Annotated in this window: 20 protein-coding genes and 2 pseudogenes; 11 read left to right on the top strand and 11 right to left on the bottom strand. The window is 67.2% G+C overall.

Going from position 1 to position 25,389, the window contains the following annotated elements; genetic code table 11:
• Positions 1 to 629: 629 nt before the first annotated feature.
• Both ABEB03_RS33610 and ABEB03_RS33605 read right to left on the bottom strand, forming a co-directional pair.
• A pseudogene (locus tag ABEB03_RS33610) lies at positions 630 to 967 on the bottom strand (transposase family protein); the annotation flags it as partial.
• A 95-nt stretch (positions 968 to 1,062) separates the two neighbouring features.
• Positions 1,063 to 2,355: an IS256 family transposase gene (locus tag ABEB03_RS33605; RefSeq protein WP_345656609.1), complete on the bottom strand. Its 1,293-nt coding sequence runs from the start codon at positions 2,353 to 2,355 to the stop codon at positions 1,063 to 1,065.
• 180 nt (positions 2,356 to 2,535) lie between these two features.
• Here ABEB03_RS33605 and ABEB03_RS33600 point away from each other — a divergent pair, with 180 nt between their 5' ends.
• A complete protein-coding gene (locus tag ABEB03_RS33600) occupies positions 2,536 to 3,834 on the top strand; it encodes an MFS transporter (protein WP_345656608.1) in 1,299 nt (432 codons plus the stop codon).
• A 299-nt stretch (positions 3,835 to 4,133) separates the two neighbouring features.
• Here ABEB03_RS33600 and ABEB03_RS33595 read toward each other — a convergent pair whose 3' ends face one another.
• The 3 genes from ABEB03_RS33595 to ABEB03_RS33585 all read right to left on the bottom strand — a co-directional run bounded on the left by ABEB03_RS33595 (position 4,134) and on the right by ABEB03_RS33585 (position 6,758).
• Positions 4,134 to 4,397, bottom strand: coding sequence for a hypothetical protein (locus ABEB03_RS33595; RefSeq protein WP_345656607.1), 264 nt, complete (start codon positions 4,395 to 4,397; stop codon positions 4,134 to 4,136).
• A gap of 640 nt (positions 4,398 to 5,037) precedes the next feature.
• Entirely contained in the window at positions 5,038 to 5,772 is a 735-nt protein-coding gene (locus ABEB03_RS33590) for a hypothetical protein (RefSeq protein ID WP_345656606.1), read from the bottom strand.
• Between the two features lie 767 nt (positions 5,773 to 6,539).
• A complete protein-coding gene (locus ABEB03_RS33585; RefSeq protein ID WP_345656605.1) occupies positions 6,540 to 6,758 on the bottom strand; it encodes a hypothetical protein in 219 nt (72 codons plus the stop codon).
• 408 nt (positions 6,759 to 7,166) lie between these two features.
• Here ABEB03_RS33585 and ABEB03_RS33580 point away from each other — a divergent pair, with 408 nt between their 5' ends.
• The 6 genes and pseudogenes from ABEB03_RS33580 to ABEB03_RS33555 all read left to right on the top strand — a co-directional run bounded on the left by ABEB03_RS33580 (position 7,167) and on the right by ABEB03_RS33555 (position 12,822).
• Positions 7,167 to 7,934 (top strand): hypothetical protein, encoded by a 768-nt coding sequence (locus ABEB03_RS33580; protein WP_345656604.1) that lies wholly within the window; start codon positions 7,167 to 7,169, stop codon positions 7,932 to 7,934.
• A 177-nt stretch (positions 7,935 to 8,111) separates the two neighbouring features.
• Positions 8,112 to 9,152, top strand: a pseudogene (locus ABEB03_RS33575) (serine/threonine-protein kinase); the annotation flags it as partial.
• Between the two features lie 150 nt (positions 9,153 to 9,302).
• Positions 9,303 to 10,595, top strand: coding sequence for a CHAT domain-containing protein (locus ABEB03_RS33570; RefSeq protein WP_345656618.1), 1,293 nt, complete (start codon positions 9,303 to 9,305; stop codon positions 10,593 to 10,595).
• A gap of 34 nt (positions 10,596 to 10,629) precedes the next feature.
• Positions 10,630 to 11,799 (top strand): alpha/beta hydrolase family protein, encoded by a 1,170-nt coding sequence (locus ABEB03_RS33565; RefSeq protein ID WP_345656603.1) that lies wholly within the window; start codon positions 10,630 to 10,632, stop codon positions 11,797 to 11,799.
• A 418-nt stretch (positions 11,800 to 12,217) separates the two neighbouring features.
• The gene (locus ABEB03_RS33560) at positions 12,218 to 12,400 is read left to right on the top strand and encodes a hypothetical protein (protein WP_345656602.1); all 183 of its coding nucleotides are present in this window, start codon (positions 12,218 to 12,220) and stop codon (positions 12,398 to 12,400) included.
• A 212-nt stretch (positions 12,401 to 12,612) separates the two neighbouring features.
• Entirely contained in the window at positions 12,613 to 12,822 is a 210-nt protein-coding gene (locus tag ABEB03_RS33555; RefSeq protein WP_345656601.1) for a hypothetical protein, read from the top strand.
• Between the two features lie 46 nt (positions 12,823 to 12,868).
• Here ABEB03_RS33555 and ABEB03_RS33550 read toward each other — a convergent pair whose 3' ends face one another.
• From ABEB03_RS33550 to ABEB03_RS33540, 3 genes are all read right to left on the bottom strand, one after another.
• Entirely contained in the window at positions 12,869 to 14,020 is a 1,152-nt protein-coding gene (locus ABEB03_RS33550) for a caspase family protein (RefSeq protein WP_345656600.1), read from the bottom strand.
• On the bottom strand, positions 14,017 to 14,409 hold the full coding sequence (locus tag ABEB03_RS33545) for an effector-associated constant component EACC1 (RefSeq protein WP_345656599.1): 393 nt from the start codon (positions 14,407 to 14,409) through the stop codon (positions 14,017 to 14,019). Before ABEB03_RS33545 ends, ABEB03_RS33550 begins: the two co-directional genes overlap by 4 nt.
• 403 nt (positions 14,410 to 14,812) lie before the next feature.
• The gene (locus tag ABEB03_RS33540) at positions 14,813 to 15,124 is read right to left on the bottom strand and encodes a hypothetical protein (protein WP_345656598.1); all 312 of its coding nucleotides are present in this window, start codon (positions 15,122 to 15,124) and stop codon (positions 14,813 to 14,815) included.
• Between the two features lie 744 nt (positions 15,125 to 15,868).
• Between ABEB03_RS33540 and ABEB03_RS33535 the strand changes: the two genes are divergently transcribed.
• The gene (locus tag ABEB03_RS33535; protein ID WP_345656597.1) at positions 15,869 to 18,859 is read left to right on the top strand and encodes a tetratricopeptide repeat protein; all 2,991 of its coding nucleotides are present in this window, start codon (positions 15,869 to 15,871) and stop codon (positions 18,857 to 18,859) included.
• Between the two features lie 1,092 nt (positions 18,860 to 19,951).
• Here the strand turns inward: ABEB03_RS33535 and ABEB03_RS33530 are convergent.
• Together ABEB03_RS33530 and ABEB03_RS33525 are read right to left on the bottom strand one after the other, a co-directional pair.
• Complete coding sequence (locus ABEB03_RS33530; protein WP_345656596.1) at positions 19,952 to 20,371, bottom strand: Scr1 family TA system antitoxin-like transcriptional regulator; 420 nt, start codon at positions 20,369 to 20,371, stop codon at positions 19,952 to 19,954.
• Positions 20,368 to 20,688, bottom strand: a complete 321-nt coding sequence (locus ABEB03_RS33525; protein ID WP_345656595.1) for a hypothetical protein — start codon at positions 20,686 to 20,688, stop codon at positions 20,368 to 20,370. The genes ABEB03_RS33530 and ABEB03_RS33525 overlap by 4 nt, the downstream gene beginning before the upstream one ends.
• Before the next feature lie 31 nt (positions 20,689 to 20,719).
• Between ABEB03_RS33525 and ABEB03_RS33520 the strand changes: the two genes are divergently transcribed.
• Complete coding sequence (locus ABEB03_RS33520; RefSeq protein WP_345656594.1) at positions 20,720 to 20,953, top strand: hypothetical protein; 234 nt, start codon at positions 20,720 to 20,722, stop codon at positions 20,951 to 20,953.
• Between the two features lie 324 nt (positions 20,954 to 21,277).
• Here ABEB03_RS33520 and ABEB03_RS33515 read toward each other — a convergent pair whose 3' ends face one another.
• The gene (locus tag ABEB03_RS33515; protein WP_345656593.1) at positions 21,278 to 21,751 is read right to left on the bottom strand and encodes a hypothetical protein; all 474 of its coding nucleotides are present in this window, start codon (positions 21,749 to 21,751) and stop codon (positions 21,278 to 21,280) included.
• Positions 21,752 to 23,866: 2,115 nt separating this feature from the next.
• Between ABEB03_RS33515 and ABEB03_RS33510 the strand changes: the two genes are divergently transcribed.
• Positions 23,867 to 24,298: a DUF6188 family protein gene (locus ABEB03_RS33510; protein WP_345656592.1), complete on the top strand. Its 432-nt coding sequence runs from the start codon at positions 23,867 to 23,869 to the stop codon at positions 24,296 to 24,298.
• 193 nt (positions 24,299 to 24,491) lie between these two features.
• Positions 24,492 to 25,295 carry an SAM-dependent methyltransferase gene (locus tag ABEB03_RS33505; protein ID WP_345656591.1) on the top strand — a complete coding sequence of 268 codons (804 nt, stop codon included), beginning with the start codon at positions 24,492 to 24,494 and terminating at the stop codon, positions 25,293 to 25,295.
• The last annotated feature ends 94 nt before the right edge of the window (positions 25,296 to 25,389 follow it).

Raw genomic sequence — 25,389 nt, 5'->3', positions numbered from 1 at the left:
GAAGGCGAGGGCGCGCCGTCCGGCACGACGTCATCCACGTGCGCTGCCGGGATGAGCCGCCTGGCATGACCGCCCGTCAACAGCTAATCGAGAGACGGGCAACCGCGGCGGTCGCCGGCAAGATGCCCGTCGAGCGGCCGTGGCAGGGCCGGATGCTCCCAGGCGGCGAAGTGACCGCCTCTCGGGCATTTGCCGCCGGTTCGGCACCCCACATCATCCGTCTCCGGGCAGTACAGGTCGCCGTGGCGTGTGTGGGCGCACGCCTTTCGCCCCGCCACAGTCCGGGCAAGAGCGCCAAAGTCCCGGACATCGGCGTACGGCACCAAGTGGTCGACGTCCAAACCGCAAGGGGCCGGTGACGGTGACCCCCTCGTAGTACGAACACCTCCCGCCCTCACCTTGCAGCCCGCCTCGCTCATCGGCTCGATGCGCGCATCGGCGACCAGCACCTCGGCGCGGATGCTGCATCCACCCTTGTCGGCATCGACCCGGCTCGAACGGCGTGCACCGGCAGCCGCCGCGGAACTCGGCCACGGACGCCAGCAGGTCGATACCCGCGGCAAGCGGCAGGGGAACGGCGCGCGGTCCGGCGGTGGCTGGGGCTGGCCAGTGAGCCTTTCCCCTCGTGATCAGGCGGAGAGTTCGAGTGCGACGACGGCACGGACGACGGCGGTGATCCGGGTGGTGCTGCAGCGGAGCTTCCTCAGGAGGCGCCGGCATTTGAGGGTGGCCACAGCGCGTTCGCCGAGGCTGCGAATCTTGGCGTGATCGCGGTTGTGACGACGACGCCAGCCGCGCAGGTTCTTGCCCCGGAACGGGACGCGGACAGCAGGGCCTGCGCCCTGATACGCCCTGTCAGCCCAGCACTTGACGTCGTCAGCGGCGAGAGGCGGGATGCCGTGGGTCCGGCCGCGGTCAGATCGTGCACGGCTCCGGGTAGCGCGTCCGAGGCCCAGATCAGGCGGCCGGCAGTGTAGGCCAGGCCGACGATGAATCCGGTCCGGGTACGGAACGCCTGCACGGGGACTGTCAAACGAGCGGTGTAACTGGGGTAGTTAAGGGTTAGTGACGTGCTGCTGAGAGGCGGCCGTCGAAGGTGATGTCGAAGGCGTTCAGTGCGGTTTTCCAGCGCATGGTCCAGCGGGCCTGGCCCTTGCCGGTGGGATCGAGGGACATGATCGCCATGTAGACACACTTCAGGGCGGCCTGCTCGTTGGGGAAGTGTCCGCGGGCCTTGACCGCTCGCCTGATGCGGGCGTTGACCGACTCAATCGCGTTGGTCGTGCAGACGATCCGGCGGATCTCGGTGTCGAACCGCAGGAACGGGGTGAACTCCTCCCAGGCGTTCTCCCACAGTTTCACGATCGCCGGATACTTCCTGCCCCATGCATCGGCGAACTCGGCGAACCGGTCCAGGGCGGCCTCTTCGGTCGGGGCGGTGTAGACAGGCTTGAGGAGACGCGCGATCTTGTCCCAGTCCTGGCGGGCGGCATAGCGGAAGGAGTTCCGCAGCAGATGCACCACGCAGGTCTGCACGATCGTCCGCGGCCAGACCGTCTCCACCGCCTCGGGCAGACCCTTGAGCCCGTCGCAGACGAGCATGAGCACATCGCCGACGCCGCGGTTCTTGATCTCGGTGAGGATGTGCAGCCAGTGCTTGGCGCCCTCGCCCCCGTCGCCGGCCCACAACCCCAGGATCTCCCGCCGGCCTTCAGTAGTGACGGCCAGAGCTACATAGATGGGCCGGTTCGCCACCGCACCGTCCCGGATCTTCACGTGGATGGCATCGATGAAGACGACCGGATAGACGGCGTCGAGGGGACGGCTCTGCCACTCGACCATGCCCTCCAGGACCTGGTCGGTGATGGTCGAGATCGTCTGGCGGGAGACCTCGGCGCCATAGACCTCGGCCAGGTGAGCCTGGACCTCGCCGGTGGTCAGGCCCTTCGCAGCCAACGAAATGACCATCTCGTCGACACCGGTCAGACGCTTCTGCCGCTTCTTGACTATCTTCGGCTCGAACGAGCCGTCGCGGTCGCGGGGCACGGTTATCTCCACCGGCCCGACATCGGTCAGCACCGTCTTGGAGCGCTTGCCGTTACGCGAGTTGCCGCCGTTCTTGCCGACCGGGTCGTGCTTGTCATAGCCGAGATGGTCCGTGATCTCGCCCTCCAGGGCGGACTCCAGCAGCCGTTTGGTCAGCTGCTGCAGCAGCCCGCCCTCGCCGGTCAACTGCAGACCCTTGGCCTGGGCCCGGTGCACCAGCTCGTCGATCAACTGGTCGTCCACGGCATCCGCCGACACCGCCTCTGCCGACTCGACAGACGTCGGCTCGGACACGTTCTCACTGGTCATCGATGCATCTTCCATGATCGGGAGTTACACCGAACGTCTTACAGTCCCGCAGGCCGGAAAAATGGGGCCACTTCAGACCGTTGACGCCAGCCGGAGATGCCGTCGGTGTATGAAAGCCATGGCGCTTGGGTTGGCTGGTTCGGGCTGCGGACGGACGTGGTTGCCCTAAGGTGCCTGGCCGTGACAACTGTTTCGGGTGGGGCATCGCTGTGGCGTGACCAGCAGTTCGCGTTGCTTGCAGGGGCGCGGATCATCTCGGTTCTGGGTAACGGGTTCGCGCGGGTGGCGTTGGCGTTCGCGGTGCTGGCACTGCCGGGGGCCAGTGCGGGTCGACTGTCGCTGGTCGTGGCGTGCCAAGCGTTGCCGCAGTTGGTGTTCATCCTGGTGGGCGGCGTGATCGCGGATCGTCTGTCACGTGCGCGGCTGATGGTCGTGGCCGATGCGCTGGGAACCGTCGCGTATGCAGGGCTGGCCGCGATGGTGCTGACTGCTCACGCACCGCTGGTGGCCATGTGCCTGCTGGCAATGGCGGCCGGAACGGCCACAGCGTTGTTCGCCCCGGCGATGGACGGCCTGGTGCCGCTCGTCGTGGCGAGGGACCGTTTGCAGCGGGCCAACGGCCTTTTGCGGGTGGGCACCAATAGTTCCATGTTGCTGGGGCTGGCCTTGTCCGGCGTGACCGTGGCATGGATCGGTGCCGGCTGGGCCCTCGCGCTCAACGCCGCTTCGTTCCTTGTCAGTGCGGCCTTGACGGCCCGGTTGAAGGTTGTCGGGCGGCCACGTCAGAAGGCGTCGGGCTGGGACGGTCTGCGGGAAGGCTGGCGGGAGTTCGCCTCCCGACAATGGCTGTGGGCCGTGGTCGCCCAGTATGCGGTGGTGGTGGCCGCGCTCAATGCAAACGTGGGAGTCCTGGGCCCGCTGACGGCCGAGCAGCATCTGGGCGGAGCGCGGGCGTGGTCGGTGATCGTGACTGCGCAAGCGGTGGGCACCATCGCCGGTGCCGGTCTCGCCGCTCGTGTGCGGGTAGAGCGTCCCCTTCTGGTGGCTGTGCTCTGCACCCTTCCGGCTGCCGCACCGATCGCCCTGCTCAGCGCCGCAGCACCCGTCTGGCTGATCGCCGTGGCCATGTTCTGCGCCGGTGTCACCAGTGACGTCTTCGGTGTCCTGTGGACCACCACCATCCAGCGCGAGGTCCCCGAGGAGGCTCTGTCCCGCGTCAGCTCCTACGACTGGTTCGGCTCCCTGGCCTTCGCTCCCCTCGGTCTGCTCATCGCCGGCCCGATCGCCACCGCCGTCGGTACCAGCCAGACCCTGGCAGGCTGCGCAGCCCTCATCGTCCTGGCCACCGCAGCAACGCTGCTCTCCCCACAAGTACGCACCCTGCGCGCCCCCACTCAGACACCAGCGAAAGCCCAGGCCGAGAACCACCAGAACAGCGCAGGTACGGCAGACACAGACGCGGGGCCGGCAAAGGCATAAAGGCACCGGTCCGGGGAGAGAGCGTCGCCGCCACCAACGCGATGAACGCACCGAGACCGCATGAGCAGCCTGATGGGGACCTGCCGCCGCAGCCACCGCACGACGCAATGCCCCATGGGCCAGCCATCCCGCAGGGGTTGTCCCGAGAGCGGGCCTCCGTCGCCGCTCGCGGGAAACACGGAGCGGAGGCCCACCACCCTCATCATCCAGTCCCTGCCCCACGCCGCACTTCGACGACGCCCGCGCGCAACCGCCGTCTTCCCCGGCTTCCAGACCGTCGTCTTCCCGGCGGCCGCCGTCTACGCAAACTGCTTCCTCACCGCTGCCTTCACAGCGCTCTTCACCTCCGGCATCTCGTGGACCACGGCATCCCCGCCACGGAAGACGTTCGGCTTCGGCGCCGGCTCATACTCAACCGGCCGCCGCCCGCAGCCTCCGCCGATCGCCACCAGGGCCTGCCGTTCCTGCTCGTCGACCGTGAGCTGCCAGCGGAGCTTGGTCGCCACCCAGTCTGCGGCGTAGGTGCAGCGGGCATCGGCGAGCACCGCGGCGATGGCGGGCACGGGCCGTCGGTCCTTGTGTGGCACCCAGTCCCCCACGCGGCGGGTCTTCGCACACTCGCATATCTTCAAGGCCTGCTCCCCCGCGCCCGCGGGTGATGGTCAACCCGATGTTCACACCGACCGACCATGGCCTCTACTCCCCCGCCCGCGGGTCAGACCGGACGGACGCAGAGCGCCAAGACATGCGTGTCCGGCCGCTGTAGACGTCGTTGAGAAGGGCAGCGCGCACAGCACCCCCTGGCAGTTGCGCGGTCTTGAGGGCCCGATCCCGCCCGGTCTCGGGCCCTCACGCGCGTAGCCCCGCCAGTGTGAGCCCTGCCCAGGCCTCGGGCACCGTGGTGGGGGGGGGCAGGTCGCGTGCGAGGAGCAGAACACCAGCGTCACGGAGGACCGCCTTGATGCGCGGCCACCCAGGCGCGTGCAGGGAGCAGCGGTGTCAGTGTTCATCACGGTGCTCGGTTCTGGGACCATCCCCACGCGTACAGGAAGCGGTTCCTGCGTGTGCCCGGGACTAAGGGGCCGGGACATGCTTGTCTCTGCCGGGCCAGTAAGGGTGTACAGCGCCAACAGCGTAGATCAGGCCTTGCAAGGAGTGCTCTGCACCGGGCTTACCAGCGGCTGCTGGATCCGCCGCCCAGTGCTATCTCCCGACGACATCCGCAACGGCCGAAACCACGGTCCCGATCCCTGCCACGACCGTAGCGATCCCCACTGCCCAGGCGAACCGCGCCTGCAGGGAGAGCCGCGACCAGGGACTACCCGAGGTGACCTCTTCAGCCACACGCCACTTATGTGCGGTCAACTGGTACTTGACCCAGTAGAAGAGGCACGTGGCGGCGCTCCCAGCCGTGAGCGCGGCGAAGAAGCCCCCCGAAGATGCCTCCTCGTTCTGTGGCCCCTTTCCCAGCAGAAAGACGACAGTCCAGAAGAGGAACAGAACAGATATGAGAAGGAAGATAATCATCTCGGAGCGGTCGGCCTCGGGGTTCGTCTTGCCGTCGTACGACTCCAGCATCTCTCGCAGCCGGGCGTCCTGCCCGTAGACCCAAGTCGCGTCGGCTCCCGAGATACAGAGCTCGGTCCGCTTCAGGTCTAACGTCAGGGTGACACTCCGTCGGTGCTGCGGATCCGAAAGGTCGAGGGTCAGGTTCGTCCACACGCCGGGATCACCGGGGGCGTTCGCCGCTTCGACGAGCGCGACCAGCTGATCAAGCGTCTCAGCGCGATATCGGGTGGATCGACGCTGCGTGGAGACCACGGCATCCCCCGCCGTCCCCTCCAGAGCAACCGCGAACAAGCGATCGAGCCGACCGCGGCCCAACCGGCAGCGGTAGTAGATGCATTGCTTCTCGGTCTCGTGCGGCACGATCGGCATCCCGACAGTGTCAGCGGCTCGGCCCATCTGCGCCAGGCCGATCGGCAAGACTCACCCTGGTTCGCCAGAGCCCATGGCGCCTTGGCGTCCTCGTTTGGCCACCGTCCAAATCGGCAGGGGCGGGGCGCATCGTCGAGGTCCACCATCAGCGCGCGACATGCAATGCCGACAGGCACTGACCGTGGCCGATTGGCTGGCTTCGCGGGCGGCAGAAGCAGGCGGCGGGCAGTGTGGCTGAGTACTCCAGGTCACGTCCGATACGTTCATGGCGTGGTCATTGGATCCTGCTTGTCTCACCGGGGTTGCCGCCCGCTTGACCTGGTTCATCGTGGCATCGGCGGCAGCTACTCATCCGTGCTCGACACGCCGGGACGTTCGTGTTGTCTGCGGTCACCGGGATCTGCCGCCTGAGGACTCTCGACCACGGCAGACGCCCCGGCGTGGACTTGCGGGTTCACGAGGGTCGCTCCAGCGCCCATCGGCACCGCGTGTAGCTCAGTGTGTCGGGGACGACGGCCTTGCCGTAGCTCCGGTCAACTGGCCAATACAGAAAGCCAGTTCGGCTCGTCGAGGGTTCCTTTGATACCTCTCGCACCGTGATGTGGTCAGTACATGAAGAAGATCACGGCGTTGGCGGCCACTGCCCTGACCACTGCGACTCTGCTGTCCGGCCTCACACCCTCCGCACAGGCGCGGCCCGGTCATACCGCACCCCTGGGACAAGCGGGTGCACTGCAACGCAACCGACCCTGACGGCCGTCACATAGTCACCCGATTTCGGTACGTCCGACTTCGGCTGGAACCACTTCACCAACCGCCACAACATCCACAAGTGCTCTATCCTTGCCGCAGCCATCCACGGCAACGTCGACCGTGACGACCACCACGGCCGCCTGGAATATGACGCTGTCGCCTTCGAGACTGGCGTCCCACGGCCACGACAGGTCAAGTTCACCGTCATCGTTCAATACACCCTGGCGCATCACACTAGACACAATGACGGCGCACTGTCCTTGAGCCTGGAGGCGCCGGAGCACGGGCGCCCACCTCGCACGCCCCGCGAGAACGCTGACGCGGGTGAAAACAATCGGGTCCCGTCCGACAGCCGAAGACAAACGGACTCCACCACCACGCAGCTCAGAGAGCAGCACGCAGACACCAGTGGCCACCATCGGAATTCTCAATACATCTGCGCGATTCTCACCAGGCTCGCGGTGCTGCAGGTCAAGACCGTGATCAACGAGCAAGAAGCACAGAGAGGCACCTCCCAGTCATCTGCATCCTCGCAGGTCAAAGCGACCTCGCTACCGGAACCAGAATGAGCACTCACACCTGTTTCAGTCGACGCCTCGATCGCCGGTCCTGGGGAGGCCGACCGCTCGGGTGCTGCACCCATGTTCGAGGCGGACCCCGGCTCCGGGCCAGCGACGTACTACGCGGTCGAGGTCGCAACGTCCGCCGAGCTGTTCGACTGGGCGAACCACGAAAGCGAGCACACGACGGACAACCACTACGCAAGCCGGGATGACACAGGCTTCCTGGCGAGCAATCCCTACCAACTGCCGGACGAGGCCTGGCAGCGACTGAATGCGGCCGAAACGCTCTACTACCGTCCCTGGTTCTCCTCCTCGGACAGCGAGTGGGTCGACCAGGCAGTGACCACCACCGACGACAGCTACTGGAACGCACCCTACGTCACGATCCCCGGCACTGCGGCAGACAACGACTGGTGGACGGACACGCGTTGGACACGGGACGACACTGTGGAACAACACGAAACGGCACAGCCGCTGATCATCGGACCCGACTCTGCGGAGAAGGACGGCCCTGCTCCCACATTCCATGTCGAACTGCCGGACGGCGCACGCTCCTACCGTGCGGAATTCGCGACCGAAGCCTCCCTCTTCGACGCTGTCCGGATGCGGCAGGGCCTCCCGAACAACTTCTTCGGTTCACTCGTCACGGACGCCAAGGGCGGTTTCGACTACACGTTGCCCGACGACGCCTGGGGAATGCTCACGGAAGAAAGCAGCCATCTCTACTACCGCGTACACACCGCACCCATCGACTCCAGCGCGCCCGACTGGCACCCCCAGGCGAGCTCCACCCCGGACGCGATGGCCGAACAAGCGCCGTGGGTGATGGCCTACACCGTCGAATGACATCGCACCCCGACAGCCGCACCGACTGATGTCATCCGGATCGGCTCCCGGTGGGCCACGCAGCCTCACGGACTGATCAACACGACTGTTTGCCAGGCATTTCAAGCGCTGGGACGGAATGCTTGTGGGCGGCAGAGTCGTGACGCGGGCAGCCTCGCAGAACCTGGGAGTCACCGGATGCATCCAGGATCACCGACCTCGGGAGTGGGCCGGGTCATCGCCGGCCGTTACCGGTTGCTGAACCGGCTGGGCAGCGGCGGCAGGGGCCGCGTGTGGCTCGCCCACGACCAAAGGCTCGCCTGCGAGGTCGCGCTCAGGGAGATCGTGTTCCGTGGCCCGGAACCGGACCGCGACGAGCGCGCGGCCCGGGTCGCCCGCGCCCGCTCGGAGGCCCGGCACGCGGCGGGGCTGCGCGGTCATCCCCACGTGGTGGCGGTGTACGACGTACTGGAGCACGACGGACTGCCGTGGATCGTTATGGAGTACGTCGCAGGTGCCGTCGACCTGCGCGACCTGGTTCAGCAGCGCGGCCCGCTCTCGCCCGCGGAATGCGCCCGCATCGGCCTGGCCGTGCTCGACGCGCTGACAGCCGGGCACGAGCGGGGCGTGATGCACCGGGACGTGCAGCCGGCAAATATCCTGCTCACGCCGGACCGCACCAGGGCGTCGTACGACCGCGTCCTGCTCACCGACTACGGCATTTCGGTGCATCAGGACGCCGGCGAGACCCGCTACACGATGGGGTCCGTGCTGGTGGGGACCTCGGGTTATCTGGCGCCGGAGCGCGCCACGGGCGGGCCGCCCACCCCGGCCAGCGATCTCTTCTCGCTGGGCTGCACGCTGTACTACGGCGTCGAGGGCTACGCCCCCTTCGAGCGCGAGTCGCCACTCGCCGAGTTCACCGCGGTGGTCATGGAGGAGCCACGTTTGGCCGTGAGGGCCGGCGCACTGGGCCCCGTGCTGCACGGCCTGCTCGAGAAGGAACCGTGGCGGCGGTCGTCCGCAACCGAGGCAGAGGCGGCGCTGTCGCAGATCGTGGCACCACAGGCCGACGCCTCCCCCCGCGTCCAGACCGGCCTCGGCTCGCTGCCGCCCCGGGCCCGGGCGGCAGGTCCCTCCCCTCCCTCACCTGCTCTGGGGTCAGGGTCTCCAACGACTGGGCCAGGAAGCGGGATCGAGCCTCCTTACGTACGCCCAGGTGCGCGGTCGCCGGCCGAACCCTTTGGGTCACGTCGGCTCACGGTTGAACTTGCTGAACAGGCTCCGCCGGGCAGAGAGGTGCCGCTACATGTCCAGGTCGTCCAGGACACGAACAGCGCCGGAGTGCGCTTGCGTTCCTTCCCCGTAACGGACTCCGGGTCCCACGTGATGGTCACGGTGCATGCTCCCGGGTTGCAGTCGTTAGGGGATCTGCAGCAGGAAGTTTCTGTTTACCCCGGTCGTGATTCAGATGTGGTGCGCTTCGGACTACGGACCACTGGTTCGGGGTTGCATGCGGTGACTGTGCGGGCGTTTCACGGAGGCGCGTTCCTTGGTGAGTTGCGCACTCAGATATCGGTACAGGCTGATGTTCCCATCAGGGATGGTCCCATGCGCAGCGTCGCCATCGCCGGCGGCGCCTTCGATCCGGGAGAGGTGACTCTTCAGGTCCTCAAGGGTGGGGATGGGTCTTACAGTTTTCAGTTACTCAGTGAGACGGCCAACGCTCCGGAGTCGTTTCGACTCGTGGCTGGTGATCCGCGTGGTGTGACGGAGCAGATTTACGATGAACTCCGCCGCTCCGCAGCGTCTTCTGGGATTTCCGGAAGGATTGATCGCATTGGGGCGCGGCGGCGGTTGAGGAACTTGGGGGTGCAGTTGTGGGCGGCCGCGGTGCCCGATGTGGTGCGGCGGCAGTTTTGGAATGAGGCCGGGCGTATCACCTCGCTCACGGTGCTTGGCGAGCATGACGTCGTTCCGTGGGAGTTGCTGTATCCGCTGGACGGGGGGCAGGAGGGTGACGGGTTTCTCGCTGAGTGGGTGCCGGTGGTGCGCCGAGCCTTCGGCCAGGACCGTGTGCGCGAACTGTCCCTGTCGCGGGTCTCATTTGTCGTGCCGCCCGGATCGCCGCCCAAGGCGGAGCGTGAGGTTGCCGCGTTACGCGCGACGTTAGGCGAACGCGCCGGCCAGGGAAGAACTTTGGCCCACCGCGCGGATGTCAGTGACTTGATCGACGAGGGTCTGACTGGGCTGTTGCACTTCGCCTGCCATAACGCCTTCACCACTGCCGGTTCCCGGGTCACCATGGCGGACGGTCCCTTTGACCCGATCGATCTCGCCTACGCCACCCAGGCAGGCACACTGCGCCCTACCCATCCGATGGTGTTCTTCAACGCCTGCCGCAGCGCGGGTGAGATCGGCTGGTTCTCCACGAACCTTGGTTGGGCCACGCAGTTTTTGAGGGCTGGTGCAGGTGCGTTCGTCGGCACGCTGTGGCCAGTGCGCTCCGACTCCGCCTTGACCTTTGCCGACACCTTCTACCGCCACCTCGTCGCCCGAGGCGAAAGTCTGGGACAGGCATCTCTCAACGCCCGCCGGGCCATTCGTGACCGGAGCGGGGATCCGACATGGCTGGCGTATGCCGTGTACGGAAGTCCGGACGCCCGCGCCGCGGCCACGTGAGCTGCCCATTGCCGACTGGAGTTGAAGGAGAGACATGGACGAGCCCGCCTTCGTGATTCACGGTGTCGGAAACCGCGACCGCGTCGGCTTCACCGCCACCGTGACCGCGTTGGAGGTCACCACCGGGCTGACCCTGCGGCCGGTCTATTGGGGAGATCTGGGAGCCGATGACACCTTCGTCGATCTCTCACTGCCCCTGCGCGGCGGAGCGCAGGCAGAACTACGCGACGGCGGCGTCCTCGAGGACGCCGCCGGCACTGCCGCAGTCCTGACGGGTCTCATGCACTGCACACAGCCCGCAGGATGGGGCGTCGACCTGCCCCCGGCCGTACGCGAAGGAGTACATGACGTCCTGGGCGAGGATGCTGACCAAGGGCTTCGCACTAGCACGGGGGATCCGGAGCTCGAACAACTTGTGCTGGATACCCTGGCCGAACTCTGGCCCACCACCGACTGGCTCTCGCGCACCGATGACCCAGTACTCCTACGTGAGACGGGCAGAGCCATCACAGACGCCTTGGCACCCGAACCAGACGACCCATACGCAGGGCTACGCGGACCGGGACAGGACCAGAACAAGCAGCGCGGAGTCATCCGGCGCCGACTGGCGGATCTGGACCGAATCGCCGGGGCCGCCATGCAGGCGGTTGCCGGCCGGGCCAACCACGCTCTGCGTACCCGGCTCGGCCCAGCCACCACCCGCTTCCTGGGGGACGTACTGGTCTACCAACGCCACCGCGAGGCCATCCAAGCACGTGTGTGGGACCAAATCGCCGCCGTGGACCCCCTCCTGGGAACCGGCCCTGAGCATCGAGTCCGGGTAGCTGCGCACAGCCTCGGCGGTGTGATCGCCGTCGACATGGCCACTGCCCAGCAGCCGCTATGGATCTCCTCGCTGGTCACCTTCGGCTCCCAGTCCGCCTACTTCCACCTGTGTGATCCACGCGGCGGCCAACTCGCCCCCTACAGCCTGAACACCCTCGTATCCCTGCCACCCTCGCTGGGCCGCTGGACGAATCTTTGGCAGCCGCTGGATGTCCTGGCCTTCGCCGCCTCCCGCGTGTTCCACCACGAAGACGGAACACCCCCGATCGACATTGCCCTGCCGCATACCGCCAGCGCGGGCATGTGGACCCACTCCGCGTACTGGGACATGCCACAGGTCGCCGCCACCATCGCAGATGCCCTGCGGCCAACCCCTTGAACACCGCGAACCTGTCAGCAGAGGTACGTGCCCCAGGACACCGAACTTGTTGCACCACCATCTGTGGCTGCCAGGAACCGTACTCGGCCGCACGTAGCGCGTGCCGTCACGGAGAGCAGCGCGCGCAGAGACGTCCGACGCCCCCGTGGATGCGCGCCTGCGTGAGGGCCCGACCTGTCTCCTCACCCGCGTGATCCCGCCTGCGTGGGCGAGTAGTGGCGTCAGCGCGGGAGGTTCAATGCGGCGGATTGGGGCGGGAATTGCCTATGAGGCCCTGAATATGACGATCTCCTCGTGGCACAGGTGCCTGGTGGTGCGGTGGGGGGGGCAGCACGTTGTGAACCACCAGGAGTGTCATGCAGCTCAGCCGCGTCCGGGTCAAGAACTTCCGCAACTTCGAGGCCCCACCTGCATCCGGATGGCGCAGGCCAACCGCGGCAGGGGCCGCCCGGCCGGATGGGGCGCAAGAGGGCGCTTCGTCCACCATCTCGGCCACCGCCTGAACCGACCCTGTCTCGGCCCGTTCCTCGGCGTCGACTACACCAGCCCCTCCTGGATCGACGCCGCCGCTCTCTCCCGCCCCATCCACGCGACGGCCTGACGCGAGGGCGGAGGGGCGCGGCGTGACGTCCCACTGGCCTCACTGTGCCCAGCCGACTCGTTTGCGTCGGGCCCGTATCCACAGGGTCACTTTGTGTCACGTCTTGTATCAGCCAAATTCGGTTCATCCTGTATATCAACTGGTCGGCCGCTGCCACACTCTGTGACTGCGGCGGGCGGGCCGCCGCTGAGAATGGACCTCGGGGGTGTTGCGTGGCGGGTCGTTCTGGCCAGTACTACCGGGCGGGTCACTGGGTGAACCGGTCGGAAGGCAAGAGCACGCGGACGAAGAAGTCCGGAACGGGAGTCGTGGTCGTGGGCCTGCTGGTCGTGGGGGCCTGGATGGGGCTCTTCTCTCCCGACTCCGGCAGCGACAAGCCGGCGCCCGAGCCGTCGTCGGTCTCGTCGCCTTCCGGGCGCTGACCCTTTTGGCATCCTGCCCCGCATCGGGGCGGGATGCCTTGTCGCTTCACGCCCCACGCTGCCGCGGCTGGCGGTCTTGGCGTCCTGTCAGACGATCCCGCCAGGAGCGCGCCTTTGGCGGCGCGGCAGCCGGTGCGGGCGGTTCGGACCGTGCCGGTTCCCTTTCCTGGGTGCGCAAGCGTTGCCAGGCAGCCCGCCATGCACTGATCCGGTCGGCGGTGAGTCCACAGGCGGCGAGGTAGCGGCCAGTGGTCTTCCAGGTCGCGGGCAGCGTCGGTGTATTGAGGAGCCGGCTGACCGTGGTCGCTGCCAGCGGCGGGTCGGCGCGCTGGGCGAGGGCCGGGATGGTCAGACCGGTGAGCGCTCTCACCTCCGCGAGTGCCTCGAGGAAGGCGAGCGGGGTGTGGCAGTCGTCCGGGTCGGGCCAGGCACTCTCGTCCGCGGCCGCGCGTGCAGGGATGGACGCGGGGCGGTAGGCCTGGTTGTAGGCCAGGACGAGCCGTCCGGCGGTGTTGCGGTCGCGTTTTTGCGGTGCGGGCCGTCCCTTCGCGGCGAGTTCGCCGCGAAGGTGGTGGTAGACGGCGTTCAGGTCCAACTCGCGCGGCTGACCGGGGATGCCGTGCTGCAGGACGTCGAGGAGCTCACCGGTGAAAGCGGTGTGGGTCTCCCCCGGCGGGGCCAGGGCCCGCCCGTTCTCGGGGGCAGCGGCCAGCAGGTAGCTGCCGTCGATCTGAGCCTGGTCGGCCAGCAGGTCCTCGCCGCCCATCAGCCCCAGCGCCCGCCCACTCATGCAGCAGTCGAGGATGATGACGAAGCGCCGGGCCGTGCAGTCCGTGATGATCTCGCGCAGCGCCTGGTAGGTGACGCCGGTGTAGCTGCTGCCCTGGACGGAGCGAGGCAGGCCGAAAAAGAGCTCACCCCGGCCGTCCAGAAGGCCGTGGCCCGCGAAGTACACCAGCAGCGTGTCACTCGTGGCCTCGGCGGCCTCCTTGACCGGGTCCAGCATGTCGCGGGGCGTGTCCGGCTCGGCGACCACGGTGCAGTGCCCGGCCGGCAGATGCCACGACGTGGGGCCGGTCAGCGCCCGGGCAAGCGCCGGCAGGTTGTTCGCCACGGCCGGCAACGGCTCCAGCACCGTGTAACGGCTGACCCCGACCAGCACCGCCCGCGAGGCGGCCGGGTCAGGCAGTGCTCTCACGGCCGCGACCCCTGCCCGGCATCCGGTCCGTCCGGCTCCCCCTCACCGCCCACGCTCTCCAGCACCGCAAGGACACGGCGCAGTTCGGCGTCCGTGCCGTTGCTGATGCTGATCTCGGTACTGCCGCGCCGGATCGTGACCTGCGGCGCACGCGGCCTGGTCTGACGCCACGCGGCCACCGAGAGCACGAACGAAGCAGCGCTCCATCCGTTTCCGGTCACCAGCTGCAGGACATCGAGCACGCCGCCCATCGATCCGGGCTCGGCCGACTTCTCCCGCAGTGTGAGCGCGGCCGTCCTGCGCACCGCGGGTTCCTGGCCCAGCCAGCCCTGCAGCGAACGCAGTTCGCTCTCCGAGCGCTCCTCGTCGATGTACACATCAACACGCACCGCATCATCCTCCAACAGCGCCCACGCCCCACGAAAGGGCCCGCACCCGGCCATCCTGCCCCACCCGCGACCCGCCACCCCTTCCCAACCAGCCACTCCCACGGACATCCGGCGGCCTGGCATACGCACACCCCTGCTTCGCCCCACGGCCGGTCGCCGGAGCGGGCCTGGCAAGCCCCTGACGCTCATGAACACGGGAACGGCACCGCCGGCGCCTGCGGATTCGGGGCGGCACCGGCCGAAGGGCGTCGCAGGCTGCGGCAGTTGCAGGCGCCTCGGAACACAGGGCAGCCGGCGGGACCGGCGTGAGCAGGGCCTGATGGTGGTGCCGGGCACCGGCTGAGGCTCGGCGCATCACGGCGGCCGGACCTAACGTTGCGGGGCCCGCACGCCGGGAAGGGGGTCAGCCGCCGCGCGCGATCTGCTGCAGTATGTCGCGGTCGGCGATCTCGTAGACCCGGTTCGTGCGTTCTCCCTTGCGGAAGCGGACCAGGGCGCCTTCCCTGCGCAGTTCCGCCACGGCCCGTTCCACGGTCGCGTGGCCGAGATGGAGCGCTTCGGCGAGGTCGTGCTGGGTCGGACGCTCGACGATCGGGGAGCGCATGGGTTTCGCGACGAGCTGCCGGTTCTCGTTCTCCACGGTCTTGGGCCGCACCATGGCGTCCACGCCAGCGAGGCAGTCCAGCAGTGCGGCCACCCGGGATGGCCAGGGCATCCTCGAGCGTGAGGGTCCGGGGACGCCGCAAGCGGATGAAGCGATTACACGAGCCACGAGTTACCCCTTCGTAGTTTTCCCCATCGGAAGGCGCGGATCTGGAAAATTCCTGTCATCGTGGTGGTCGATGTGCGGGAGCTTCGGCGCGTGGGGGGTGGCCATGAATCAGACGGTCAGATGGTGGGTGGCGGGTCTGGCGACAGCAGGGGCATTCAGCCTGCCGGCCTGGATCTCTGGGGCATTCGTGCTACCGCACCTAATGGAATCCTCAGCCGAGCGCTGGGTAGTGGCCACCGCTCTCGGCGTGGCGGTGGCAGCCTTCGTCGCCCTCTGGGGCAAGTCGTGGGCCACCCGCGACCCTTCATGGCAGGGAACAAACTCTCCCGGAGCAGAGGCACCGAGGGGCAGCCTCGGCCCGCGATCCATCTCGGTGGGCGGAGAGCTCCACGGGATCGCCTCCACCGGTGACCACACAAGGAACATTCAAAGCCCAGCGATCCCCCCGGTCTCCCCACCGCAGGACCCGGTGCCGCCGACGCACACCGATCCCGCTCCGGCTCCGGCTCCGGCTCCGGCTCCGGCTCCGGCTGCAGGGGAGCGGTCGATCAGTACCGGTGGATCAATCAGCGGCATCGCTTCCACAGGCGATGACGTATCCAACACCCAGCAACCATGAGGGGACGCTCCCGGAGGCGCACCACCGGACAATCCAGCGACTCCGCCTCCCGCACGCCCTCCATCAGCGTGACCGGGGACCTTTCTGGCATCGCCAACACCGGCGACTACGCAACGATCGTGCAGCACCATGCGGAGCAGGCAACGGTGCTTCCAGCCGAGGCATTTCTGCCGGTCGCAGAGATATCCGCTCCGCCAGGGCTAACGAATCTCCCAGCGCGGGGCCTGCTTGTGGGCCGCGACGAAGCACTGAGCCAGCTGGACACACAGTTCACCGGACCCGGTGAGACCGTGATCCAAGCCGTGCACGGGCTAGGCGGCGTCGGCAAGAGCGTTCTGGCCGCGCATTGGGCGGCCGCTCATGCCACCGATCACTATCCGGTCTGGTGGATCACCGCCGACACCCCAGCCACGATCGACGCAGGCCTGGCCGCCCTGGCTGCCGCCCTTCAACCGTCATTGGCTGACGCCCTGCCACTCGAAGCACAGCGGGAACGCGCGCTGCAATGGCTCGCTACGCACGACCGTTGGCTGCTCGTCCTCGACAACGTCAACGACCCTGCTGACATCAAACCACTACTCGCTCGCGCCACAGCGGGACGGTATTTGATCACCACCAGACGTTCCACCGGCTGGCACGGCCTCGCGACACCGATACCCCTGGACGTATTCGACCGTTCCGCGGCCATGCAGCTCTTCACCCGCATCGTCGCCCACGATCGCACCCGCGACCTGGACGGAGCGGAGGAGTTGTGCACCGAACTGGGGTGCCTGCCGCTGGCCGTCGAACAGGCCGCCGCGTACTGCGCCGAGAGCGGCACCACCCCGCGCAGGTATCTAGCTCTGCTGGCCGACTACCCCGCCATCATGTTCAAGGAGACTGCCGAGGGCGGCGACACAGAGCGGGCCGTCGCCCGGATCTGGCACGTCACCCTGGACCGGCTGCGGGACTACCCCGCGGCTGGGCATCTCCTGCGGACCCTGGCCTGGTACGCCCCTGACGCCATCCCCCGTGACCTCCTCGATCTAACGGCCGACCCCCCAACGCTCCTGCACGCCATAGGACGTCTGGCCGCGTACAGCATGATCACCATCGACGCAGACGCCGACACCCTGTCGGTGCACCGATTGGTGCAGGCCGTAAGCCGCACCGCTGACCCTGACGACGACCACCGCCAGCCGCAGGACATTGAATACTCTCGGGTGCGAGCCGCGTTGCAGCTCGTCGCAACCCTTCCCTCATGGAGGAATACCGCCGGCGGCACGCAGAACTTGCGGACCCTGTTGCCCCACATCGACGCGCTGATCGGCCACTCGTTGCCGGAGGCCGACAACCAGTTCACGACCCTACTGCTCAACCAGACCGCGGTGCTCCTGGAAGACCAGGGTTCCGTGGCCCGCGCGATCGTCTACCTCCAACGCGCCTTCTCTCACGCTGTGCTCGTCATGGGTGAGGACAATCCGGCCACCCAAGCCATCCGCAGCAACCTCGGCCGGGCCTATCAGGCAGCCGGGGATCCGGGGCGGGCGATCCCTCTGTTCGAGCAGAACCTCGCTGCCAGGCGACGTGATTTGGGCGAGGAGCACACCGACACGCTAACTGCCTGGAACAACCTGGCTGCCGCCTACCAGTCCAACGGAGACCCCGCACGGGCCATCCCCATTTTCAAGGCGACTCTCGCGAAGCGGCGGCAATTGCTGGGTGAGGACCACCAGGACACGCTCGCCTCCTGCAATAACCTTGCCGTCGCGTACCAGGAGGCCGGAGAACTCGAGCCGGCCATCACACTCTACGAGGAGACTCTCGCCGCCTGTGTCCAGGCACTCGGCGAGGATCACCCCGACACCATTGCGTCCCGCAACAATCTGGCCTTCGCGTACCAGGCGGGCGGGGACTCGCAGCAGGCCATTCTCCTGGGGCAGCGGAATGTCGCCGACTTCACCCGGATTCTGGGCGCGGACCACCTCCAGACCCTGATCGCCCACAACAACCTCGCCGCCGCGTACCTGGGAGCCAGAGATCTTGAGGAGGCCATCCCCAGGTTGGAACGCACTCTCACCGATCACGATCGCGTCCTCGGCGCGGACCACCCCCAGACCCTGATCACCCGCAACAACCTCGCCGCCGCGTACCAGTTGGCCGGCAATGCAGGCCAAGCCATTCCCTTGTATCAGCGTGCACTCACCGATCACCTCAGAGTCCTTGGCCAGAACGACCGCCGGACACGAACCACCCGGTACCAACTAGCCCACGCCTACCAGTCAGCGGGGTACCTGATCCGGGCCATCCCGCTCTATGAACAAGCCCTCACCGACTGGGAGCAGCAACTCGGTGTCGACCACGTCGAGACCATGGAACTCCGCGACCGGCTGGCCGGTGTCTACGAGTCCGTGGGAGATCGGGAGCGGGCCATCCCGCTCTATGAGCAGGCCCTCGCCGACCGGGAGCGGGTGCTCGGAGTGGACCACCCCGACACCCTGACCACCCGCACCAACCTCGCCTACACGCATCGTGTCGACGGGAATCTGAGACTGGCCATTGAGCTGTACGAACGGACCCTTGTGGACCGGGAGCGGGCCCTCGGCGACGAGCATCCCGACACCCTGAGCTCCCGCAACAACCTCGGAGCCGCATACCAGATTGCGGGAAATTCGGATCAGGCACTCCCCCTGTTGAAGCGCACGCTCGCGGAGCGGGAACGAGTGCTCGGCCTAGGGCATGCCGACACTCTCATCACCCGTGCAATCCTGGCGCGGGCCTTCCAGGAAGCCGGGGATTGGGCTCTGGCGATCCTCCTGTGGCGCCGAAACCTCAGCGTCAGCGTCCAACTTCTGGGCGAGGACCACGCGGAGACCCTCAAACTCCGCAACTCATTCGCATGCTTTTACCTAGCAGCTGGCAGCGCAGAAGGGGCGGTCACGCTCCTCAAGCAGACAGTCGCTGACACCCACCGGGTCCTCGGCGAAGACCACTGGCTGTCCCGGAAGGTTCGCGCCAACCTCGCCGCCGCAGCCACCCGGATCCCTCCAGCAAAATGGCATAACTTACCGAACTCATAGGGGGACCGGCTGATCGCCGCCATCACCTCACCAGATGGTGCTCAGCACGACGGTTCCCTCAGAAGAGCGGTCCGGACACAGGCGCAGAGGTGGTGACACCAACCGTCAAGACGGTGCCCGACAAGGTCACGTCCTGATGAGCGCGGTCTCCGCGGCGGCGCTGTTGGAATAGCTGGATGATCCGCCGGCATCACCATGCCAGCACCGATGAGCAGGCGCCGTCACCCGTTACGGAGGCGACTGATTGCCAGCGCCAGCGCCCTCGACCATCCCTGGACCGGCGGGGAGCGCGATCCTCAGCCGCGCAACCTCCACCCGGACCGCGGACCACCCCCGCAGCGGAGAACTCGGCCGCCATCACGCTGATACGCGACGACGACGGATCACCCCGCAGACGCCGGGGTGAACCAGACCCCACTGTTCAGGCCGTGGGTATCGGGGGTCCTCCCCGCCGACGCGGGGGTGATCCGTGGGCCGGGATCATCATCGTGTGCTCCCCGCCGACGCGGGGGTGATCCGTGGGCCGGGATCATCATCGTGTGCTCCCCGCCGACGCGGGGGTGATCCGGTCCCAGCCCACGCCGCACCTCCGCACCTCCGCACCCATCCCCACGGGGACTGACGCCGTGGCGGATACTGCGCGCGACGTCCTCGAACACACCGCCTCGCTCGGCACGACCATCCCCTGGGACCGGCTGTATGCCCAGGTCGAAGGACTGCACGAGCTGAACGAGGAGCAGCAGCGCCGAGCTCTGAAGCTCGCGTCCGCCCGCTCCCGTTCCGCCGGACCACTGACCGCTCTGATCACCATCGACAACGCGCCGCACCCGCACTACCGGCACCCGCCCGATACGGACCCAGGCCCGGCCGCCCCTGGCAGCAGGCCCTCGCGGACGTCCACACCTCATATCCGGCCCCCTCCCCCACCGCCCGACGCCCACCGCCCGACGCCCGACGCCCGACGCCCGACGCCCGCCAAGACAACAGCCTCACCTGACGCAGGCACACAAACCCTGGACAGAAAAGCCATGCGAGGGGGGCGGGCGTTTCGTCGTGGCCGGGGTCAGCCCAGCGCCTCGATGGCCTTCACGATCAGGGCGCAGGCGTCGGCGCCGTAGACGGCGAGCTCGGTGAGTCTGGTGAACGCGCGCAGGTAGACGTCCAGTTCGCCCGGTCCGTGACGGTCGCTTTTGCGGCGAGCAGATCGACGTTGACTCGGACGTCGTCGAAGACTGTGAATTGTTCCAGCGGCCACATGATCTGCTCCCGCGGCACCTGGGCAGGGATGATCCCCAGTGACATGGACGGCAGCGTCATGGAGGAGAGCAGCTGGCCCAGCTGGCCGGCCATCACTTCCGTGTCCCCGATGCGGTGGTGAAGGACGTTCTCCTCGATGAGCGTGGCGAACAGACCAGGTACGCGCATCGCGATTGCCTTGTCGAGAACGGTGTCGTGCACGGACTCTGCAAGTGCCATCATCTCGTCAGGACCGGTGATCTTCACAGAAGTCACGGCACGTTGAAAGGCTTAAGAGCTTCGTTGGCCAGCGCCCACAACTCCCGGTGATTGTCTTCGTCGCACCAATCGGGCTGTACGCGGGCGGCGATGATCGTGCCGAGTGCGGAGACCACTTCGTCACAGCGGTCGAGTACCGCGGCGAAGGCGAGTCGTCGTTCCTCTCGGAGTCGATGGCGTACGTCGACGGTCTCCTGGTCGAGCACCTGTTTGCGGCCAGCTCCCGCCTGCACATAGGCCCCGCCGAGGACGCCAGCCAGGGTGCCCGCAATGCCCAACCCGGCTGCCCAGACGGCAGCATCCCCCTGATCCATGCCGCACATCATGCATGCCTGGGGGCCTCTGATGCTGTCGCTTGACGGTCTGGTCGCCGACCTAGTTGACCGGTGCACCGGCGACGAGCAGCACCCGGGCGACGGCGGCCTGGGCCTCATCCACCGGCTCGACACCCTCGGCCTTCGCACCCGGCATCCGGCGGACGGTGGCCACACCCCGCCCGGGTCACGGCCGCCGACATCCCTCGAAGCCGTCACCTGGTCGCAGCACGTCAAGACCGAAGCCATCGGTCTGGACATGTAGTTGAGGCGGTCAGCGCGTACGCAGTCCTGGTACCGGGCGCTCAAGGCCATCCCGCAGGGCGCCGTGGCCGCTGGGCGCGTCCCGGAGATACTGCGGACCGTTGGCCGCTGGCACGGCACCGTCCTCGGCCTGCGCGGGCCATCGGTGCACTTCCGGCACGCCCTGTGCCTGGCCTGCGACCGTGTACGGCTGCGCGGACGATGACCGGCCGCGCGCATGGTGCATCAACGATGCTTGCGCAGACGGCGACTCCGGCGTGCCAGCCTGGTACGAGGAGACCCGCCTCTACTTGCTCGCCGCGAACCGGGTGCTGTGACGGGGCGCTCATTTCCCGCCGAGCGACCCGAGCAAATCCAAGAACTGCTGAACGCGACGACCGTAAATCAAGGTGAGGACCAAGACGCCGCATGCGCCGACGGCGTACGCCTGTGCAGCGTCGGGGACATGCAAGAAGGCAAGTGCGACAGCACATGCAGCAATCAGGACTGCCGCCACTGCGAGACGGAACGGCTCCCAGTCCCTCGCCGGCGTTAGCTCTGGGCTCACCTCGTCGTCGAGGAGCGCTCCGATTCGGCCCACCGCCGCCCGCTCTGCGACCTTGAGGAGAGCCGCGGCAAGAGTCGTCAGCGCCGCGTCGCCGTCGCTGTCCAGACGTGCTTCAGCTTGCCTCAGGGCGGCAACGACGAGCCCCGCGTGGTGCTTGAGTTGCTTGCGGCGGTGAGACCGGAGGGTGAGATAGCCGCTCGACTTGTGGAGAGCGTATATCTGCCTCTCAGCTGCTCTTAAACTCCTGGACAAGGCCCGCATCTTCTGTGGCCTGTTTCGCCAATTGCTGCCTCGAACCCCTGCACAGCGCGCGATGGAATCGCTGAGCGCAAGAACGGGCAAGAAGCGACCCCGCATGATGATGCGACGAAACAGTGTCCATGAGCGCCCCTTGATCACCCCATATGCCAGGACCTGAGGGCCGAGCAAAACTGCCAGGAATATGCCCGCCGTGAGGACGGAGCCGAAAGCAGACACGACCATGAAGCCGACAAGGAAATCGGCGCCGGCGGATACCACAGTCCACGTATCGTAGGTGGCCTTAGGGACGTACAGAACCCAGTCTGGAATGCCAATCAGGACTATATGCAGCGTCCATTCGTAAGTCCAAATTAGTGCAACGTATCCGGCGGTGAGTCGCCATCGACTGCTCTCAAAAAAACAGGCGGCCCGTATAGCCCGACGCATCGGTAGTCGAGCCCTGGGTAAGCTCAGTTGCTTTAATGAGCGGTCCAATTTGCGCAGGGCGGAGTTGGCTCCCACGTGATGTCGGAATCGTAGCGTTGCATTGACCCCCGATGGCATGCGCCACATGGTGGCATCCTCTCAGGCTCCGCGCAGGTAAACCACCAGGCTGAGGACGCTACTCGGTGGGGATGTCGCCAGCAGTTCCAGTCGAGGGCGCTGCCCCGCGCCAGCCGTCCGCAGGTCGCCTGGGTACCGTCACCGTTCACACAGGCGTGTCCGGTCGTGGATCTGGGTCGGACTGTGGCGTGGTCGCTGGGCTGGGCGCTGGTGAGGGTACTGGCGGATTCGGACGGCGAAGCTGCTCGCGGCTCGTCCGGCCCCCTGCGCCCTGTCGGCGTTCCGTCGAGGCAATGAGCCATCCCTATCTCTACTGCACACGAGCCGCGAACTCGGCAGACTGCTCCAGCACCCGTGGGACCATCCTCGCGAGAGTGGGGAGCAGCGCCCCCCTGTTTCGCTCGCGCCGCCGTAGTTGGGACCATCCCCGCGCCTGGCGGCCGCAGCAGGAGCTGTGGGGCCGCTGTGCTCACGGCTGTGCTCGAGACAGCTGATGCCCGGCGTGATCGAGGAAGTCCCTTTGCATGCTGCCTTGCCCCGCGCTGACCTGCGGGAAGACAGCACCTTCTGCGTCCTGGGCGGGCTGGCATTCGCACTCGGGACCGGGACCGGCGTGGGCCTCGGGTTCGGCCGCATGACCGGGTGCGTGCTCAGACTTTCGGCCGGAATCGCCGTCGGACTCATAGGGAGCGACGCGCGCCAGTGTCTGGCGTCCCTCATGTGCGCGCGCCTACCTGCCGTTCCGGCAGGCACGCTTCCTGGACTGGGCCTGCGCCAACGGCGCTGATGCGATACAGCGGGCCCGTTTACCAGTTCCGGCATCGCGAACTGCAGCAGTGGCTGGCCGCTCGGCCCTCCCCTCCATCAACAGGCCACCAGCCGGCCCTCGCCCCCCGGTCAAGCCCGCCACTGCCGTATTCCAGTCGGCATAGACCCCCACAGCACCGTTTTTCTGGCACCGCAGCCCAACGCTCACCCAACGGACCGACCCGTCGCCCGCGAGCGAGAACGCAACCGCAGTCTCGAACTCCTCGCTCCAGCACGGGCAGCCGGCTCCGCCAGGATCCGCGTCCTGTCAGAACTCCTCGCTAGACGCGATGAACGCGCGGCCGCCGCAACCAGTGCACACCCGCTCGGCTCCGGCCTCGACATCGTCAACGAGCACGAAGAACACGCGCCCGCCCGCACCCGCCGCAGACAGAAGGAACGATCTTCACAGGAAGGCCGTCGCCAGCGGTCCGGAGAAATACCGCGAGGTCCACAGAGACACCCTCGCCAACTCGATCACCAGCATGCACCGGCACATCGTTCCAGACGCCCGATCCAGCACCCGTCCACTTGACCAACGAGACAGGGGCACCCTCCCCGTGAACGAGATGACGCAGGCCCATCCCCTCACAGGACGAACAGCACGGCCGGGAAAAGGCGGTCGCGTACGCGGCGCACGGCTCCATGAGGCCTCAGCCGGACGATCATCCTCATGGGCACCGGGAGCTCGTCACACGATCTTGTGGCCAGGTGTGACGGGTTTGATCGGTTGCCCCGGGTGCTTAGCCTTGCGCTATGGCGAGTGGGATCGACCGAGTGGACGGTGGCTGGGATGTCCACTCGATGCGGGGAGCGGGTGTCAGCGAGGTGGCTGTCGGCAACGTGATGCGGCTGCACATCGGTTCGGACCAGATTGAGGTACACAGCGCGGCCGAGCTGATGACACGTGGGCAGACCGACACGGTGCATGCCGCTTCCCGGACCAATCCAGGCAAGGCAATCCAGCTCCTCGATCAGGTGGTCGCTGAAGTCCATGCCGCTGATTCAGGTGTACTGAAGGTGCGGTTCGCCAATGGATGGAAGCTGACTGTGCCGCCTCCTGCCGATGGCCTCGGCTGGATCGTTGCTGTCCGGGGTCAGTACTTCATCAGGTCGAAACCGGGTGGTGGCGTGAGGGCCCCTGACCAATCCACCCTCGCCCGAGCCGAACAGCCGTCCCTGGGCTGAGGGGGTCCGGGCCGCATACGAGCGCCTCGCAGGCTGAGAATACGGGTGCACGGCGGACGGGCCGGCTGGTAGCGTCCCGCCGTCTGTAGCCGGGCATATCGCCCCCGACTCGAGCAGGTGCATTGTTTGAAGGTCCGACCGAGCTCCTACGCATCCCGTCCCTTCCTCAAGGACTCAAGGAGCCCGTTCACCGATGTCCGACAACACATCGACGACTTCGAACGACGACCTCACTGACCGCCTGAACCACCCTCGCCACCCACGCAGCAACCGCTACGACGCCCGCTGGACCATCGAGAACCAGATGGGCCCGCACGCCCTGTGGCTGCTGGAATGGCTGTCCCCCGCGCTCGGCCTCGAGGAACTGCGCCCCGGCGCCCGCGTCCTCGACCTCGGCTGCGGCCGCGCCATGACGTCCGTCTTCCTCGCCAGGGAGTACGGCTTCCAAGTCGTCGCCGCCGATCTGTGGGTCAAGCCCGACGAGAATGCGGCGCGCATCACTGAGGCGGGCGTCGCCGACCGCGTCCTGCCCGTTTTCGCCGAAGCCCACGACCTGCCGTTCGCACAGGGCCACTTCGACGCGATCGTGAGCATCGACGCCTACCAGTACTTCGGCACGAACGACCTCTACCTGCCCACGCTCACCCCACTGCTGAAGCCCGGCGGGCGGATCGGCGTCGTCGCACCCGCCCTCCGGGAGGAACCGGAAGGCACCGAGCCTCCCGAGCACCTGAAGCCCTACTGGAAGCCGGACTTCTGGGCGTTCCACTCCCCCGCCTGGTGGCGGCGCAACTGGACACGCAGCAAAGCCGTGGAGGTAGAGGCCGCCGACTGGCAGCCCGACGGCTGGCGCGACTGGCTGCTGTGGAGCGAGGTGTGCGCTGAGGAGAGCCCGTACGAATGGATGGCGCGCATGGCCCGCGAATCCGTCACATTGCTGCGCGTCGATGAGGGCCGCGCGCTGGGCTTCGCGCGGATAGTGGGGCGTCGCCTCTAATCAGCGCAGCGCCCGCGCCGCAGCCATTACGGCGTGCGGCGCGGGCGCACAGACGTGTTGTTCGGCATGCCCGGATCAGGAACGGCAGTGAAGT

This window comes from Streptomyces siamensis (assembly GCF_039543605.1).
GTDB classification, from domain to species: Bacteria; Actinomycetota; Actinomycetes; order Streptomycetales; family Streptomycetaceae; genus Streptomyces; species Streptomyces siamensis.
The sequence above is the reverse complement of the archived record's forward strand: the minus strand, read 5'-3'. Positions and strand labels throughout refer to the sequence as shown.

What these genes read in the sequence shown, in the direction of transcription:
- ABEB03_RS33520 (WP_345656594.1), top strand. Translation starts at nt 20,720, where the DNA reads ATGCTGTCGCTTGACGGTCTGGTCGCCGACCTAGTTGACCGGTGCACC.
- ABEB03_RS33525 (WP_345656595.1), bottom strand. Translation starts at nt 20,688, where the DNA reads ATGGATCAGGGGGATGCTGCCGTCTGGGCAGCCGGGTTGGGCATTGCG.
- ABEB03_RS33560 (WP_345656602.1), top strand. Translation starts at nt 12,218, where the DNA reads ATGGCGCAGGCCAACCGCGGCAGGGGCCGCCCGGCCGGATGGGGCGCA.
- ABEB03_RS33510 (WP_345656592.1), top strand. Translation starts at nt 23,867, where the DNA reads ATGGCGAGTGGGATCGACCGAGTGGACGGTGGCTGGGATGTCCACTCG.
- ABEB03_RS33505 (WP_345656591.1), top strand. Translation starts at nt 24,492, where the DNA reads ATGTCCGACAACACATCGACGACTTCGAACGACGACCTCACTGACCGC.
- ABEB03_RS33590 (WP_345656606.1), bottom strand. Translation starts at nt 5,772, where the DNA reads ATGCCGATCGTGCCGCACGAGACCGAGAAGCAATGCATCTACTACCGC.
- ABEB03_RS33540 (WP_345656598.1), bottom strand. Translation starts at nt 15,124, where the DNA reads ATGCCCTGGCCATCCCGGGTGGCCGCACTGCTGGACTGCCTCGCTGGC.
- ABEB03_RS33565 (WP_345656603.1), top strand. Translation starts at nt 10,630, where the DNA reads ATGGACGAGCCCGCCTTCGTGATTCACGGTGTCGGAAACCGCGACCGC.
- ABEB03_RS33605 (WP_345656609.1), bottom strand. Translation starts at nt 2,355, where the DNA reads ATGACCAGTGAGAACGTGTCCGAGCCGACGTCTGTCGAGTCGGCAGAG.
- ABEB03_RS33570 (WP_345656618.1), top strand. Translation starts at nt 9,303, where the DNA reads ATGGTCACGGTGCATGCTCCCGGGTTGCAGTCGTTAGGGGATCTGCAG.
- ABEB03_RS33580 (WP_345656604.1), top strand. Translation starts at nt 7,167, where the DNA reads ATGTTCGAGGCGGACCCCGGCTCCGGGCCAGCGACGTACTACGCGGTC.